At 68.2% G+C, this 15841-nt stretch carries 17 protein-coding genes and 1 pseudogene; 8 read left to right on the forward strand and 10 right to left on the reverse strand.

What is annotated here, in order from left to right; genetic code table 11:
* Positions 1-114 precede the first annotated feature (114 nt).
* Positions 115-279, reverse strand: a complete 165-nt coding sequence (locus tag ACWEVS_RS25755; RefSeq protein ID WP_449924892.1) for a hypothetical protein — start codon at positions 277-279, stop codon at positions 115-117.
* A 254-nt stretch (positions 280-533) separates the two neighbouring features.
* On the opposite strand from ACWEVS_RS25755, the gene ACWEVS_RS25760 reads away from it, so the two are divergent.
* Together ACWEVS_RS25760 and ACWEVS_RS25765 are read left to right on the forward strand one after the other, a co-directional pair.
* Positions 534-854 carry a GYD domain-containing protein gene (locus tag ACWEVS_RS25760; protein ID WP_449924895.1) on the forward strand — a complete coding sequence of 107 codons (321 nt, stop codon included), beginning with the start codon at positions 534-536 and terminating at the stop codon, positions 852-854.
* 71 nt (positions 855-925) lie between these two features.
* Positions 926-3022, forward strand: coding sequence for a hypothetical protein (locus ACWEVS_RS25765; protein ID WP_452553708.1), 2097 nt, complete (start codon positions 926-928; stop codon positions 3020-3022).
* 396 nt (positions 3023-3418) lie between these two features.
* On the opposite strand, the gene ACWEVS_RS25770 is transcribed toward ACWEVS_RS25765, so the two are convergent.
* Both ACWEVS_RS25770 and ACWEVS_RS25775 read right to left on the reverse strand, forming a co-directional pair.
* Complete coding sequence (locus ACWEVS_RS25770) at positions 3419-4087, reverse strand: restriction endonuclease (RefSeq protein WP_452553710.1); 669 nt, start codon at positions 4085-4087, stop codon at positions 3419-3421.
* Positions 4088-4763: 676 nt separating this feature from the next.
* The gene (locus ACWEVS_RS25775; RefSeq protein ID WP_452553712.1) at positions 4764-5135 is read right to left on the reverse strand and encodes a DUF5997 family protein; all 372 of its coding nucleotides are present in this window, start codon (positions 5133-5135) and stop codon (positions 4764-4766) included.
* A gap of 55 nt (positions 5136-5190) precedes the next feature.
* Between ACWEVS_RS25775 and ACWEVS_RS25780 the strand changes: the two genes are divergently transcribed.
* The gene (locus ACWEVS_RS25780) at positions 5191-5919 is read left to right on the forward strand and encodes a LysR family substrate-binding domain-containing protein (protein WP_452553714.1); all 729 of its coding nucleotides are present in this window, start codon (positions 5191-5193) and stop codon (positions 5917-5919) included.
* A gap of 107 nt (positions 5920-6026) precedes the next feature.
* Here the strand turns inward: ACWEVS_RS25780 and ACWEVS_RS25785 are convergent, their stop codons facing one another.
* From ACWEVS_RS25785 to ACWEVS_RS25805, 5 genes are all read right to left on the reverse strand, one after another.
* Positions 6027-6857 carry an SDR family oxidoreductase gene (locus tag ACWEVS_RS25785; RefSeq protein ID WP_452553716.1) on the reverse strand — a complete coding sequence of 277 codons (831 nt, stop codon included), beginning with the start codon at positions 6855-6857 and terminating at the stop codon, positions 6027-6029.
* A 239-nt stretch (positions 6858-7096) separates the two neighbouring features.
* The gene (locus ACWEVS_RS25790; protein ID WP_354904914.1) at positions 7097-7579 is read right to left on the reverse strand and encodes a CHRD domain-containing protein; all 483 of its coding nucleotides are present in this window, start codon (positions 7577-7579) and stop codon (positions 7097-7099) included.
* Positions 7580-7844: 265 nt separating this feature from the next.
* Positions 7845-8480 (reverse strand): alpha/beta fold hydrolase, encoded by a 636-nt coding sequence (locus ACWEVS_RS25795; RefSeq protein ID WP_452553717.1) that lies wholly within the window; start codon positions 8478-8480, stop codon positions 7845-7847.
* Positions 8481-8682: 202 nt separating this feature from the next.
* Positions 8683-9633, reverse strand: coding sequence for an alpha/beta fold hydrolase (locus ACWEVS_RS25800; protein WP_452553719.1), 951 nt, complete (start codon positions 9631-9633; stop codon positions 8683-8685).
* 141 nt (positions 9634-9774) lie between these two features.
* On the reverse strand, positions 9775-10443 hold the full coding sequence (locus tag ACWEVS_RS25805) for a TetR/AcrR family transcriptional regulator (protein WP_449928015.1): 669 nt from the start codon (positions 10441-10443) through the stop codon (positions 9775-9777).
* A gap of 85 nt (positions 10444-10528) precedes the next feature.
* Between ACWEVS_RS25805 and ACWEVS_RS25810 the strand changes: the two genes are divergently transcribed.
* On the forward strand, positions 10529-11035 hold the full coding sequence (locus ACWEVS_RS25810) for an anthrone oxygenase family protein (protein WP_449928013.1): 507 nt from the start codon (positions 10529-10531) through the stop codon (positions 11033-11035).
* A gap of 132 nt (positions 11036-11167) precedes the next feature.
* The gene (locus ACWEVS_RS25815) at positions 11168-11707 is read left to right on the forward strand and encodes a hypothetical protein (RefSeq protein WP_452553722.1); all 540 of its coding nucleotides are present in this window, start codon (positions 11168-11170) and stop codon (positions 11705-11707) included.
* A gap of 383 nt (positions 11708-12090) precedes the next feature.
* Here ACWEVS_RS25815 and ACWEVS_RS25820 read toward each other — a convergent pair whose 3' ends face one another.
* Positions 12091-12378: an NUDIX domain-containing protein gene (locus ACWEVS_RS25820; RefSeq protein WP_452553724.1), complete on the reverse strand. Its 288-nt coding sequence runs from the start codon at positions 12376-12378 to the stop codon at positions 12091-12093.
* 652 nt (positions 12379-13030) lie between these two features.
* Between ACWEVS_RS25820 and ACWEVS_RS25825 the strand changes: the two genes are divergently transcribed.
* The 3 genes and pseudogenes from ACWEVS_RS25825 to ACWEVS_RS25835 all read left to right on the forward strand — a co-directional run bounded on the left by ACWEVS_RS25825 (position 13031) and on the right by ACWEVS_RS25835 (position 14538).
* Positions 13031-13636 carry a DUF6461 domain-containing protein gene (locus ACWEVS_RS25825; protein ID WP_452553725.1) on the forward strand — a complete coding sequence of 202 codons (606 nt, stop codon included), beginning with the start codon at positions 13031-13033 and terminating at the stop codon, positions 13634-13636.
* A 309-nt stretch (positions 13637-13945) separates the two neighbouring features.
* Positions 13946-14188 (forward strand): annotated as a pseudogene (locus ACWEVS_RS25830) (DUF6461 domain-containing protein); the annotation flags it as partial.
* 65 nt (positions 14189-14253) lie between these two features.
* The gene (locus tag ACWEVS_RS25835) at positions 14254-14538 is read left to right on the forward strand and encodes a DUF6461 domain-containing protein (protein ID WP_452553727.1); all 285 of its coding nucleotides are present in this window, start codon (positions 14254-14256) and stop codon (positions 14536-14538) included.
* A gap of 199 nt (positions 14539-14737) precedes the next feature.
* Here ACWEVS_RS25835 and ACWEVS_RS25840 read toward each other — a convergent pair whose 3' ends face one another.
* The gene (locus tag ACWEVS_RS25840; protein ID WP_452553729.1) at positions 14738-15544 is read right to left on the reverse strand and encodes a UTRA domain-containing protein; all 807 of its coding nucleotides are present in this window, start codon (positions 15542-15544) and stop codon (positions 14738-14740) included.
* Positions 15545-15841: the final 297 nt, after the last annotated feature.

Genomic DNA, 15841 nt, shown 5'->3' on the forward strand with positions numbered 1-15841 from the left:
GTCGCGGGCGCCACCGCCCGCCCCTCCCGCCGGACGACACCGACGTCCGGGGAAGGCCTTGCGAACAGAAGCTGATCGCGGCGGGCGCCCGCGGCGATCGGCTCGCCCGGGATGTCAGGACTCCGGTTCGCCCTCATGCCGGTTGTGGGTCGAGAGGATCTCGGCGAGCTGATGCTGCTGCTCGGGCGTCAGCCGTACCGGCCACACGGCGGGCAGCACGAGGACATCGCCGTTCGGCATGGCGACCAGGTCGAGAGGGAACGCTGGGGGAGCAATCACAGTGCGACCACTTTCGCACGTCAGAATGCTTTGCGAGAGGTCTTCACGTCTACCTTCGGTCTTGGTACTCCAAGAACTTGCGAAGTCACGCCGGGTCCGCCCCCGCCGGCCCGCCGGGCCGGGCGGCGCCCATCGCGCAGGCGCAAACCACACCGGCGCCTGGGGTTAGCGTCACCCGAAGCCGAGAACCCCGTCCAGGTGACCGCAGGCACGGCCGTTCCCACGGGAGCGGTGGCACGGAAAGGGGTCGACCCATGCCCAAGTACCTCATCCAGCTGAACTACACCGCGGACGGCATCAAGGGCGTGCTCCAGGAGGGCGGCACCGCACGCCGCGAGGCGGCCGAACGCATGGCCGAGAGCGTCGGCGGCCGGATCGAGCAGATGTACTTCGCCTTCGGCGAGATGGACCTGTACGCCATCGCCGACATGCCGGACAACGTGAGCATGGCCGCCGTGGGCCTCGCGGTGTCGGCGTCCGGCGCGGCCCGGACCAGGACGGTCGTCCTGCTGACACCCGAGGAGATCGACGAGGCGACGAGGCAGGAGGTGCAGTACCGCGCCCCAGGCACCTGACGGCCCGTGGAGGCCGCAGGCGTCGCTATTTCGGTGGCGATCCCCACATGTCCACCCTCTATCGTTCCTCCGTGGAAGATCTCATCATTGCCCGGCGCCTGCGTGTTCCCGTCCGCGCCGCCGGGGACGGCACGCCCGGCTGGGGGGAGGCGGCCGCCCGGCAGCTCGACGCGGCGCTGCTCAGCGTCGGCTTCACCTGCTCGCCGGCGTTGCTCGCCCGCCTGGCGGGGCTGCCCGGCGAGCAGGTGATCGACCTGGGCGTGCGTGTCCTCGGCGCGGTCCGCCGCCTGGTCGGCGACCACGTCGAGCACAACGCCTACTTCATCGACTTCCCCAGGAACGTCCCGGACACCCTGGAGTTCTGGGCCGGGCTGCTGCGCGAGGCCATGCTCGACCCGGTCGCCGCCACCCGGCTGCGGCCGGACGTCCTCAACCTGCTCGACCTGCCGCGATACGGCGGCTACCAGCACACCTACGCCGACCTGCTGGCCGCGCACGCCGAGCTGGTCCCCCTGGCCCGCGACCGGGTGACCGTGCTGGAGCTGGGCGGCAACCTGCGCGACGAAGCGCGAGAGCTATACCTCTCGCTGGCCGGCTCCGAGGTCCCGCTCGCCGCCGAGGACCTGGCCGCCCTGCGCGAGCTGGCCGCCTTCTGCGCCGACGAGCGGCCCGAGCGCGTCCCGGTACGCGAGAACCGGGCCGTCATCAACGAGGTACGGCTGGCGGCCGGGCAGCCGCTGCTCGTCGACACCGTGACAGACGTGCTCCGGCTGGCCTGCGCCTGCTCCGGCGGCGACGTCACGCTGGCCACCCCCACCCGCCTGCGCTCCTTCCGCCGTGCCGAACGCCGCATCCTGCTGGCCGCCCTGGACACCGTCCCGACGGCCAAGCACGGGGACGTGCAGCGCCACCGGGAGCAGTGGAAGCGGCTCGGCGAGCGGCTGCACCCCCACGAGTACCCGCAGTTCCCCGGGGCGGCCCAGGTCTTCGAGGTGGCCAGGGGTGCGCGCAAGGCGGCGGGCTTCGACAGCCGGGTCGAGGCCGCGCTGGCCGCGGGCCGTACCGAGGAGGCCCTCTCGCTGCTGGAGAACACGCCCGGCGCGCTGCTGCGCCGCCTCGACCACCTGCTGCGCGTGAGCGGCGGCTCCGCCGTCCTGGAGGCAGCGCGGCGGTCGGCCGCACGCGCCTCCGGCCGCGTGCTGCTCTCCCTGCGCGAGCACCTGCAGAACCGGCTCGCCCCCGCGGACCGGGTCTTCACCAACCGGTACGGCAGGGCCTGGACGACCCCCGACGTCCGCCCCCCGCTCGACGAGGAGGTCCTCGGTCAGCTGCTCGCCCACCTGGACGAGGAGATCTCCAGCCGCCTGCCCGACCCCGGCGAGCTGATCGTCGACCCGGCCGTGCTCGACGTGGCGCTGCCCCTGTCGGGCAAGGCCGTCAGCCCCGGGCTCGGCATGCTGCCGCGCGGTTCGCTGTCACCCGTGGACGGCGAGCTGCTCCGGTTCTTCGTGCACTGGCGCCAGACCGAGCGGCGTACCGACTACGACCTGTCCGCGCTCATGCTCGACGCCACCTACGACAACCCGACGCACATCTCGTGGACGGCCTACGCCAACGGCTACGCGACCTACTCGGGTGATCTCACCGACGCCACCGACGGCGCCTCGGAGTTCATCGACATCCGCCTGTCCGACGCCACCCAGCCGATCATCATCCCCCAGGTCAACATCTACGCGGGCGAGCGGTTCGACGAGGCGGCCGAGGCGTTCTTCGGCTACATGACCAGGGACGCCGCGCAGGAAGGCAGGCCGTTCGAGCCGCGTACCGTGCGGATGAAGTCCGACCTGCGCGGTTCCGGCCGTATCGCGCTGCCCCTGGCCTTCCTGCGCGGCGACGACGGCGCCTGGCGGGTGAAGTGGCTGCACCTGTCCATGTCCGGCCACCCGGCGTTCAACCAGGTCGAGGGCAACCGGGTCACCGCGTCGCTGCTCGTGCGCTCGATCGTGGAGCGCGACCAGCTCCGGGTCGGCTACCTGGCCGGCTTGCTGCGGGCCAAGGCCTCCCAGGGCGGGCACACCACGTACATCGGGCTGGAGGCGCCCGCCGACCTCCCGGCAGGGGCGCGGGTCTACACGCCCGCCACGCTGCACGAGCTCATCCCGGCCTGATACCGTGGCGATCGCAAGGCCATGGGAGAGCTTCCTTCTCACCTCATTGGAACCGGGCGGCCCGCACGGGCGCCGGTCTGGATCTAGCTCTCCCGCCTTCCTTGCGCTCCGGCGGATGCGGCCATTCGTGGGCTTCCTTCTCTCCTGGTTCGATTCCAGGGAGGCCCCAGCGGGCCTTCTGGCGTTTCTAGCTCCCGAGCACTCCGCACCCGCCGGGGCAGGCGAACCGGTCCGCTTCGACCACGGCTGAGCAGCAAGCTCGGCATCCTGAGCGGATCGGCCGCCGGTCGCGAGGAGTCGCGAGCGGATCGGCAGCCGGTCGGCAGGGGTCGGGAGCGGATCGGCAGCCGGTCGGCAGGGGTCGGGAGCGGATCGGCAGCGGATCGGCGGCGACCCTCAGCCCACGAGTTCGTCCCCCTCGACCAGCCGCCCCGCGGGCCGTACCGGCAGCAGCGAGATCGTCCCCAGTAACCAGTCCGCCAGCCGGTCGCGCTCGACCAGGATCAGCGGCTGCCTGGCCGCCAGCGCCTCCTGGCGGGCCTGCCGGGTGAGCCGACCGGAAGTGATCAGGACGCCGGTGTGTCCGGCGAAGGTGTTGGCCAGCGCCCCGAGGAAGTTGCGAACCTCCGGCGCGCCGACGGTCTTGCTGTAGCGCTTGCACTGGACGGCGTAGCGCCCATGCCCCAGGGCCACGGCGGTGATGTCCACCCCGCCGTCACCGCTGCGGCCCCGCTCACGGACCTGGCGGAACCCGTCGGTGATCATCCGTTCGGCGACCAGGTGCTCGAACTGGGTGCCGGTCATCCGGTCGACCTTCTCCAACTCGGCGTTCGCCGCCAGGAACCGCACGCGTGCCGCCTGGATGATCCGGTAGCGGAGCACGAGGCCGCCGCCGAAGAGCACCGACAGCAGGCCGGCCAGCGCCACTGCCCAACCCGGGTGGGCACGGGCGAACTGGACCACCAGCGCGACCACCACGACCGCGGCGATCAGTCCTAAGATCCACAGATCGCCGATGCCGCGTCGCCTGCCCTTGCCCCTGCCTCGCCTGGATCCCCTCGCCATGGGTTCCTCCCTGATGGACGGTTGTGGAGACGAGTGTGCGCAACGGCTACGACAGAACCGACCCGTGCCTGTCGCGTTCTGGTACGGCTGACGCCTTCTGGGTCTTCTGAGACGGAAGTTCCGACCGGAGAGCCGGAACCGGAGGACCGGATACCACCCTTCTGCCCGGACTGAACCCCGGCAGCCCGCCTCCGGCCGACACCGGCAACAGCCACGGCCGGTGCCGTGGCGCGGAGCGGCGCCCAGATGGAACAGAGCGTCGCCAGGACGCTCCTGGCATCCCAATGACCGCCTTCAGCGCAGGCGGGTCGCGTCGCCCCCTTCAGCGCAGGCCGGCCGCGTCGCCCCCTTCAGCGCAGGCCGGCCGCGTCGCCCGCTAGGCCACCCGGTGTGGTCGGCAACCGGGACCGTCTACCGGCACCAGATCCATCCGGTGTACAGGGGTTCGCCGGCAGGCGCGTCACAGCGTATCGGCTGACGGCATCGGCTCCAGCGGAAGCGCCCCGGCAAGGTCAGCCTTCCGCACGGGACACCGCACGTCATCGGCGAACAGCGCTCCTCTCGCCCGGCCGGTGGCACGTGAACGCACCAGGGCCCCGCGCGGGGAATCACCGTCGCCGATGATCAAGGATGTCCGGGCTCGTCTCCGGTCGGAGACGTGCAGGATCTCAGCTGTCTAGCGTTGCTTGAGGCGGACTGCTTCTTTGCGGGTCTCGGCCTGGATGGACCGCTCGCGCTCCAGCCACGCCGGGTTCTCTTCCTTCAGCGCGTCGATCTCAGCGGTGGTGAGCGGCCCGGTGATCCCGCCTCTGGTCAGGCCGGAAATGGAGACCCCGAGCTTCGCGGCGACGACCTGCTTGGGGTGCGGGCCGTTGCGGCGCAGGTCAGCGAGCCAGGCGGGTGGCGTCGACTGCAACTCGTTCAGCTCGTCCCTGGAGACGACACCCGCCTGGAAATCGGCGGGAGTGGCCGAGAAGAGGACACCCAGCTTCTTGGCCGCCGTCTCCGGCTTCATCGTCTGGATGGTCTTCCGTTTGGGCGAGGTCATGGCGTCAAGAGTAGTCAGTCGGAAGGGGTTCCCCTGACGTCGGTACCCTGAGGAAGTGACTGATGGGGAGAGCGGCAGGGCGTTCCGGCTGGCGTACGTGCCCGGGGTGACACCCGCGAAATGGGTCAACACCTGGACCGAGAGGATGCCCGGTGTGCCGATCACCCTGGTCGCGGTCCCCGTCTCCGAGGCGGTGGGACTCCTGCGGGACGGCGGCGCCGACGCCGGATTCGTCAGGCTGCCGGTCGACCGTGACGGGCTCAGCGTGATTCCGCTCTACGTGGAGACCACGGTGGTCGTGGTGCCCAAGGACCACGCGGTGGCCGCCGTCGACGAGGTGGCCATCGCCGACCTGACCGACGACGAGGTGTTCCATCCTCTGGACGACACCATCGAGTGGACGGTCCGGCCCGGGCTGCCCGCGTTCACCCGCCCGGACACGACGGCGGACGCGGTCACCCTGGTGGCGGCCGGCACCGGGCTTCTCCTGGTGCCGCAGTCGCTGGCACGCCTCCACCACCGCAGGGATCTCACCTACCGGCCGGTGCTGGACGCGCCGCAGTCCCAGGTCGCGCTGGCCTGGCCCACGGACGCGACCACTGACCTGGTGGAAGAGTTCATCGGCATCGTCCGCGGCCGGACAGTGAACAGCTCGCGCGGCCGTACCCCCGCCCCTCCTGCGGAGAAACCGGCACGGCGGCAGGCACCGAAACCCGCCCAGAACGGCTCCGGCCGCCGGGCCGTACCGGCGAGCCGTAAGAGGAACGGCCACCGCCCCCGGTGACCCGCAGCCTGCTCTGATCTGGAAATTGCAGCTCGATCAAATCCAGCACTCCGGCAACCTGGCGATCCCGCAGGCCGGCTGCCCTGCTTTTCAGACTGGGGTCGCGATCATCGCCGGCCGTCGCCGAGAAATTGCCGCGCGCCGCGCAACGTGGTCCGAAGCCGCCGCTGAGTCATGGCACAGTCCAAGCGCACGTCTGTCGGACCGGGCAAGCCGGTGTCCGCCCGCCGGCCTGTAGGCAACCGGTCCGCGTCGAGGCCATCGCGGCGGGCGATGAGCAGCCCGAGCTCGTATCGGCTGACGGCATCGGCTCCGGCGACATGGTGGACACCCCGGTGCTCGGAGGCGGCAAGCTCCAGAAGCGCCGCAGCGAGATCAGCCTTGTGCACGGGACACCGCACGTCATCGGTGAACAGCGCTCCTTTCGACCTACCGGTGGCAAGTGCATGCACCAGGGCCTCGTGCGAGGAGTCGCCGTCGCCGATGATCAAGGACGTCCGGGCTGTCACCGCAGCAGGCACGATCGCGTTCACCGCTGTCTCGGCGGCGGCTTTGGCCGCGCCGTACGGGCTGATCGGGTCAGGGACGCACGTCTCGTCGTAGCGAATCGCGGCACCCGAGAAGACCGCGTCGCTCGAGACGTGGACGAGGCGTCCACCTTCCCTGGACACAGCCAGAGCCACGTGCGCCGCGCCGGTCGCCGTGGTCGTCCAATCCGTCTGCCGAAAAGCAGCGTTGATGACCACCTCTGGCCGGAATGCGCCGATCAGCACATCGACGTCCTCTCGCCGGCGCACGTCGAGCGGCAGCCACTCAAGACCGGCGGTCTCCCCAGGCCGGGTCAGATAGGTGGCAGCCACCTCGTGCCCGGCGAGCAGACACTGTCGAACGAGTTCGCGGCCCAGAAAGCCACTGCCGCCGACGATGAGGGTCCTCATGGCCGGCCACCATAGACCAGCCGCTCCGAGGCATGGCGCTGATGCTCATCGACATGTCGAAACCAGTTGATCGCCACCGGCGCCCGAACGGCGCACAGATGGTGCCGCTTCACGGGCACGAAGTCCGTGAAGCGGTCACTTGACGTCATCGAGCAAGCGCTGGCCGGTGCCCGTACGGCCGGCCGCGTTGGGCGGGTGACCGAAGGATCTCTCCGCGGACACCGCAGGGCCAGGATTCGTCAGACGGCTTCGGTGAGCTGGCCACGGATGGCGCCATCCGGGAACTCCGCGTTGTGGACGTTGGTGTAGAACTGGCTCGGGTTCTGGAGGATGGCATGCAGTTCGTCGCGGGTCAGCGTGGTGGCGGCGTTGTCGGCCGTCTGGTGCTTCACGGCGCGAATGCAGTCGCTCGCGAAGCCCCGGGTGGGTGCCTGCAACGTCACCACGATCGGACCCGCCACACCCACCCTTCCTTCATGGATGTGCGCCGCGGTCGCGGGCTGGATGTTGTGGGCGGTGATGACGTAGCAGAGCGACCGTCCGCTCACCCTCCAGGCGAAGATCCCCACGCCGTCCGGATCGCCGGGACCGGGAACCTCCTGGGCACCGGTCATCTCGACGAACTGGTAGGGCGACGGGTCGTGTGCGGTCGCGCCGGCGGTACCGGAGAAGACGGCCGCTACCGCGGCGAGTGCCGGAATCAGGATAAGTGACTTGATCATGACAAGCCTCCTTTGATAACTATGAGTAGCGATGAATCACTTTGCGTAGTGTTTCCGGGCTCTGTCGGACCGAAACCGCGCTGTCACGACGGGGATCGTCAAGGAGACGTCATGACCGACGACGACACGGTGCCGGCCTAGAGGCGAGATCAGCCGGGGGCTCGAAGGCAGTACGGCCGGTGATGCGGCAAGGACACCTGGCAGGTCGAACGGGCCGTGGAACGGTTGGGGAGTCACTCGTTCGCCCGCGGTGCGCGGCTCACGATCACACGGGAGCTGCTCGCCTACTACGGACAGGACAGGGAGCACGGTCGGCTTCGCGCAGGGCGTGACCGGTTGGAGTTCTGGCGGACACAAGATGTGCTGCGCCGGTTGCCGGTACGCGTATCTCGGACAGCTCGCCGGCCTGGCTTGTCAGCGCGCCGCCGGCCAGCCAGCCGTGCCACATCTGTTCGGTGACGGTCAGCATGCTGCTTGTCAGACTCGACGTCTTCGACGGGTCCACGGAGATCGCCGCCACGCCTTGCGTGAGGGCTTCGGCATCGCCGTACGCGGCATCGAAACCGGCGATCACCTCGTCCCCGGCAGTCGTCCCCGCGGCGTTCCACGGAACGACACCGACCAGCGCGCGCACCTCGTCCGGGTGGTCAAGCGCGATACGCACCGCGATCGCACCGCCAAGGGAATAGCCGACCAGGCAGTAAGCGCCGCCGCCCGCGTCGTTGATCGCTTCGTTGATCGCTTCGTGCAGCGTCTCGGCCAGCGTGGGCAGCCTCCCGTCCGCCGGCGCGCGTACGGACCGGCCATGACCGGGCAGGTCGAAGATCAGGACGCGGAACCCGCTCAGGTGTCGCGCGATTCCGGTCATGAGGTCAGCCGAGGCGCCGAATCCCGGCAACATGACAAGTGTCAGAGGGCCCTGGCCGTGTTCCTCCCAGTGAATGCCTGAACCGGTGTGTGGCAGCGCGATCTCCTAGCTTGGGGGCGTTTGTCGTCGTTGGCGTACACGTACGGCTTGAGCACATCGGCCAGATCCACCCGCACCGCAGCCCGGTCCCGCTGTGCCGGCGGCACCGGGTCCCGCCATGGGCGCATCGTCTCGTTCAGTGCGCCTGGGCGGTGTGGCTCGCGGTGAAGGCCAGAAGAAGCGCGGCGGTCCGCGGCGGATCCTCCATGATGGGCGAGTGCCCGATGCCGGGCAGCAACTCGACTTTCGCGCCCGGAACGGCGCGGTATTCGGCGGCGGAGGAGGATCGCCATCTCCGGTCCTCCTCACCGAAGATCACCAGCAGCGGCTTGCCGAGGGGGATCAGCCGATCGGGGAGCGCGCGCTGATTCACGTAGTCGTCGCCGGTCTGCGTTGTCGCGATGAAGGCGTGGTAGGTCATACCGCGCACGTCGTCCACGACCGCCTGCGGGACCTGGTAGCCGGGGCGGCTGAACGCGGTGCTCGCGGCGTTGCGGATCAGGCTGTCGGTCCGAAGCCGCCACAGCAGTTGCCCGATGACGGGGTCGTACAGGAGCCCGCCGACGCCGCCGCTTGAGATGGCGGCGGCCAAACGGGGCGCGGTGTCGATGAGCACGAGCGAGGTCACCAGGTCGGGGCGTTGCTCGGCGAGAGCGGTGGCGACCGCGCCACCGGTGGAATGGCCGACCACTGAGGCGTGCTTGACCCCGAGCCGGTCCATTGCCTCACCGACCCGGCGTCCCTGCTCCGGCATCCCGTAGCCGCCGCCGGCCGGTTTGGCTGACCGGCCGTGCCCGAGCAGGTCGATCCGGATGACGCGATGGGACTTGGTCAGCAGCGGAACGAGCGCGTCCCACGAGCGGGTCGACGCGGCGAGCCCGTGGATCAGTACGAGTGCGGGGGCATCGGGGGGGCCGTCCTGGCGCACGTAGATGTTCCCGCCGTCGAGGGGCAGGGTCGGATTCCCGCTGGCCTCGATGCCCTCCCGCGTCACCACCACCGCGTTCACGAGTAGCAGTCCTACGACGACGAAGAGGACGGCCGAGGCGATCAGGAGGCGCTGCCGGCGCCGTGCCACGCTGCTCACGTCAGCCCACCGGTGCGCAAACCGCAGATCGGCGGCGTGGAAACAGCGGGGTCGTCGAACCCCAGGGACATAATCATGGGCCTACTGTCGCCGCCGGTGCGCACCGGCGGCTTGTACAAATGTTCCGGCCAACCGAGCCGTTCACCCATGCGGGTGTTCGAGGAGGGCCGCCGCGAGCATGGCGGCGAGCCACTCCTCGTACTCGGCTTCACTCCATGCGCACACCTCGGTCAGCTTCTCGAAGTTCTCCGTCGAGGTGAGGACATAGATCCGCTCGGCCGCTCTGGCCGCGGGAAGGCCCGGGCGCAACGCGCCGAGAGCGTGCAGATGTTCGGCCGGTCCGCGGCTTCCCATCAGCCTTTCGCGTTCGATGCCAGCCAGGACGTCCTGGAGCCCCGTGTCGGCCGGAGAGGCGGCGGCCGCCGCGCGCAGGACCCGATGCACGGGCTGGACGCGCCGGAGGACCGCGGTGGCCATGGCGGCGTACCGGGCCAGCTTGCGTACAGGGTCCGGCTCGTCGATGATCGCCTGGACCTCGGGGCGGGCGCTCTGCGGCAGGGGCCGGGCGTCCCCGGCCAGCGTGATGTCGTAGACGAGCTTGGCCAGTGCGGGTTTGCCGCCGGGGCAGGACGTGTACAGCGTCTGGACGGCCACGCCGGCTTCACGCGCCACTTCGGCCATCGTGGTGTCGGCGTAGCCCTTGCCGATCATCAGTTCCCGCGCCGCCGTCGCGATCTTCCGTCGCGTGGCCTGCGCGTGCTCCTGGCGCAAGGCGCTGGAGTAGGCGCGTCGCTTCTTCTGCTCAGTCATCGGTAGCCATGATTTCATTGACTAGAGACTCTTCTAATGAAAAAGTGCAATTCTAATTGAATCCTCGCCGGGGGAAGGACGCACCGTGTCCCTGGTTCTCACCGTGTCCAGGATGGTCGCGCTGTTACTGGTCGGCCTGTACGCAGGCGGTGTCTTCTTCGTGGTGATCGCCCCGTCCGTGACCCGGATGCCGGGGCCCGCGTACGTCAGGTACTGGCAGGCGCTCAACGCCGACTACGGCCGTGGCATGCCACCGCTCCTCCTGGCCGGCATCGCGGCGATGTTCGTCGTGTCGGTCCTGTCGTGGCGCCGCGGATGGCTCGTCTTCGGCGTCAGCTCGGCCGCCCTGATCCTGGTGATCCTCGCGGTCTGCCTCACCCTGGCAGGCATGGAACCTCTCAACCAGATCGCGAACAGCTGGGATCCCGACCGGTTGCCCGCCGACTGGCACGAGAGCCGACAACGGTGGGTCACCCTGCACCTCGTCCGAACGGCACTCGCCCTCGCGGCGTTCGCGTGCCTGATCATCGGCCAAGGCGTCGACCGCGCCGGGCCAGAGCACCTTGTTGCGCCCGGGCAGGCTGAGCGTTGATCGCGTCGCATCGCCGAAGGCAGGCTCGCGATCCGTTCCCCCGCCCTTCCGAAGACCAAGAAGGGAAATCCACATGGCACGATCCGCCTCATTGACCGCGCCGGCGCTTTCACCGAGAACGGCGACCAGGTGATGGCCAAGTCGTTCGTTGCCGTCGTCGCCCTGTCCGCGGCCCTGCTCGCCGCTTGCGGGTCGCCGTCCACCGAGGCGGTGGGCGAAGCGGCCGCCGACCGGCCGCAACCGGCGGCGGACGGGTGCCCGCTCACGCCCGAGGCCCTCACCGAGGCCACCTCCTTGCGGTGGGAACTGAAGGAGAGGCGCGACGCGTACCCGCTGGAGACAGCAGAGTCGATCAAGGCGACGGTCTGCCTCTTCACATCGGCCGACGCCCCGCAGGAAGGCTCCGATCCGCTGACGATGCGGGTCGACCTGGTGGAGGGCGCGGACTCCGCCACCGTCAGGAAGAGCTTCACCGACACCTGTACCGAGAACGGCGGCAGCGTTCGGGACTCGTCCGGGGCGCTGATCTGCGACAGGAACGGCTCGGTCGTGGAAGGACTCGCCGGCGCCGGAGACCGGGCGATCAACGTCTACTGGGTCAATGCCGACACGTCCACCGCGGCCAAGTTCACCCCCGTCTTCGGCCGGATCCTCGCCGCAGTCAGCCATTAGGCCCAACCGCGATCTTCGACTCACCGGAGCGCTAGTCACGATCATCCAGGAGCCGAGGACCCTCCGGAGGCACAAGACCTTGACCAGCCCCGCAGCGGCGGAGACCGTGGTTGGAGCGATCACGATTGAAGGGCGGATGCGTGCTGGGGTTGGGCTGGTACGAAGTCCTGTTCATCTCGGCCCTGATGTTGGCTGTCATAGTCACCATCGTTCTCCTACGGCGCCGGCGTCGTTGACGCGAGCGGCGACGCGGCGCCGAGCTCGGCGGGTTGCTTGAGACAGCGTGCACGGCGGTCGGGCACTGCCGCCGACCGAGACCGGCCCCCAGGCCTCATGCCCAGACGGCGGGCAAGCGCCGGGCCGCTTGATCCCCAAAGAACAATTCAGCAAGATCTGATGAACAGGATCTTGTCGCTCACTTTGGGGTGGGGTGCCCAGCCAACGACGAGGAGGTCCCCGATGGGCGGTTGGATGCCGAGTTCTTCCTGAACCTCGCGCACGCACGCTTGGAAAGGGGTCTCCCCCGGCTCGACGTAGCCCCCGGGAATGTCGCGGCCCGACTTGTAGGTCGGCTTCACCAGCAGCACGCGTCCGTGCTCGTCGAAGAACAGAGCGCCTGCGGCTACGCGGGCGGTGGCCATGAGCGGTGGAGCGTTCCGTTGGTCGCTCATGATCTCGACCGTACGGGGTTCGTCAGGTGCCGTCATGCGGCATGGAGACGCCGCCCGAGGTCGGCAAGGGGACGGCTGGGCTTGCCTCGCTGACGGCGTATCCAGGAGAGGACAAGTTGGCGGCTCAGGTAGTGGTGGCGTATCTGCTCGGGGGCGATGCGTTCGACGGCGAGTATCGCGTCAAGTGCCTCGTCCGTGCGGTTCCACATGCTGAACGCCTGGACGACAGCGAGACCGGCGCTGGCAGAGGTCGACGCCGACCTACGGCGTTCAGGACTGGGGGCAGCATCCATTCTCGGCAGGACCTCGACCGGCCGTAGGCGCTCGACCAGGCGGCGGAGCCCGGTAGCAAGATCGCTACCGGTCTCCTTTGCACTGGTGGGGGTCCTAAGTTCGCACCAGTGACGCCTCGCTTGTAGTCGAGCCGAACGTGTCCCCGGCCAGGCTCCATGCTGCTCTGAGCTGCGGCGATAACCCACAGCCGTCCACTGGCGTCCGACCCCATCTGTGGCCGTTGTCACCCGGTTCGTCACCCAGAAGGCTCCCCTGGGGCCAGGGCCGAGACCCGACGCTCGTTCACCGACCGGGTCTCCGGATCCGTTTTGTCGGCGACTACTGCGATCATGCCGCTCATGCCATCAGAGGAGTGACCATGACCGAGATCCCCGAAGAATTCTCCTGCTTCCCCGGCTACGAAACACTAGGTGAAATCTACTGCGTGTCCTTCGTCCGAAATCTCTCCCCCGAGGAAGTCCTCCGCCTGTTCGGCGTGGACGAGAACACTATGGAGGAGGTGGCATTCGATGAGCTGGCCGAGCGCTCGGCGGAGAGTATGAGGGACGACGCGGCCGGATACATCGGCGCCGCGAAGGTTGGCGACTGGGCCGTGGTTGTCGAACCGGGGGGATGGCAGATCGCCGTCGACCCCGAGATATACGCCCGGATCTCGCGGGGAACCGAGGTCGTGTCGGTCTGCTGCCACGACTACGCCGAGGACACCTTCACCTACATCGTCGACGGCACGCCGGTCGTCTGGTTCGACCCGATGTTCCCGGACGCGCGGTCGGGCAGTGATCCAGACCGCTTCGTCGAGGACATGCGCGAGCTCGGACTGGATCCCGACCATGACATCGACGGCCCGGACATCGACTACCCGATTGAGAGGTCGTTCGCCCTGGCGAGCAGGATCACCGGCCTTCTCTTCTCCCCGGACATACTGAACCTGCGGTTCCTCGGCGCAGAACCCCTTGAGGAATGATCGGCAGGTCATCGCAGGGACTGGGCCTTTGCGCTGCTGGGCGGTACTGGGTTCGAATCAGCGACCCCTCGCTCGTAAGGCACATCACGAGGGCGGGATTACGGCTGATTACTGCTCCCATCTGGGCGTACGACGATCCCTCGGAGTCCAGGCCGTACGGAGCAATTGTCACTCAGTTGGTCACTCAGAAAATCGCTCCACGGGCAGCCTCGCGCTGCTCACCATCAGAGACGTATCCGGCGCCTAAGTGATCGAACTCTTTGTCGGTGATGGCTGCGATCATGCGTTCACATCCTCAAAGGAGTGACGATGACACAGCCCTTCCAAGAGTTCCTCTGGCTCGCCGGGCGAGGACCATTGGGTGAGATCTATTGCGTGTCTTTCGCCCGGGGTGTCGCCCCGGACGAGGTGCTCCGGCGGTTCGGGGTGGATGAGGGCACGATGGAGGAGGTCACGTTCGACAAACTAGACGAGCGTTCGGCGGAGAACTCAGTGGACGCGGCCGGTTACATCGGAGCCGTGAAGATCGATGACTGGACCGTGGTCATCGAGCCCGGGGGCGGCAGATCGCCGTCGACTCCGAGATATATGCCCGGGTCTCGGGGGGAGCCAAGGTCGTGTCGATCTGCCGCCACGACTACGCGTCGGACGCCTTTGCCTACATTGTCGACGGCGAGCCGGTCACATGGTTCGATCCACAGGGCCCAAGGTCGCGGTCGGGCATCGATCCGGACCGCTTCGTCGAGGAGATGCGCGAGGTGGGACTGAACTCTGATCATGACTTCGATGGCCCGCGCATCGATTTCGATTCCCAGTTCGTTCGCTCTGGCAAGCAGGATCACCGAACTTCCCTTGTTCGCAGACATGTTGGACCTTCGATTCCTCGGTGCAGTACCCGCTGAGGGAATGATCAGCCGGTTCACGCGAAGTTCCACATTTCGGAGCGCTCGGGCCATGGGGGCGGGTGAGGAGTTCCCGTATGCAAGGAATGCCGGCGTAGGGTTCAGCCCAACCAGGACCATGCGGCGCGTCGGATGCTGCGCTTCCTGGCGAGGTCTGCGGACACGTAGCCGGCGTCTGGCACGCCGAGTTCGCAATTCCTCAGAATTCGTCGCATCCGGAGACCTGCCCGATAGGGAAGATGTGCCGATTGGCGGCGCAGATCGTCTCCAGGACGTGGATGGGCGTGCCCTCGGTGGAGTAGCTCCCCCGGAGCACCTGGACGATCCACTCGCTGAGCTCAAGCTCCAGGGTCTCCCGCTCGAATGGTGTCGGCGGCCTGGCGGTCAGGTTCTCCTCCGCATGACCGAACCTGTAGCCGAGAGCGGTCAAGGCGGACTGCAGCGACGGCTGCACGAACTCGGGCTCGGCCAACCGGGTGTCACCGAACAGATCAACGCGGAAGTAGCTGGTCGCGATCCTCACCGGGACGTCGTTGGCCAACATCATCTTGCGCCTGGCGATGATCTCCGCTTCAGGCTCGACGTGGAGGCAAGGCGCCACATGATCACTGGCAGGCTCCAGCCCGACGTACAGCATCCGCCGGTCGGCCTTGAGCCCCTGCCGCTCGGCCTCTGCGAGGAAGAGTGACTTCGAGCCTCGTACGGCTGGCTCGGTCGGCAAGGCTCGCTGGACCAGCACCCTTGGCGCCGGAGACGCTGGCCCTTCGGGTGCGCGGGCGGCTGGTCCACTCCGCATCTGCGAGATGCGGCCAGGAGACACGCCCAAGCGCCCGGCGATCTCTTCCAAACTCATGCCAGACTCGCGTGCCTCGGCGATCGCCTGGCGTCGCATCTTCGCCGCTTCGGTGACCAATCCCTGTTCCTCGGTCATGAGCCGACTGAGGATGCGGGCTCGTTCCACGGAGTCGCTTATCTGGGCGACTTCCCTCAGCGTCTTCAGATCCATCCGGACAATGCCTCCTCAGCGACTGACGAAAGCTGGTTTGGCCTCCAATTGCGAGGCCACGTTCAATCGTCGACTTTAGCCCCCCTAAAATTGGGACTAAGCAGGACCCCGCCATGGGAGCTTGGTGCTGGAACACCGCCCACAACGGGGGTCCAGAACGCATCGCGAGCTTTGGGGCGTCAATGATGCAGAACCAGATTACTGAACGTTTTTCATCCTCGGGCGGCGTGAGCGACACGGTGGTTCTGAAGGACGGCGATGGCCTTGCAGAGGTGGCCGGCCTTGGAAGGGCTGCAG

This window comes from Nonomuraea sp. NPDC003754 (assembly GCF_053605785.1).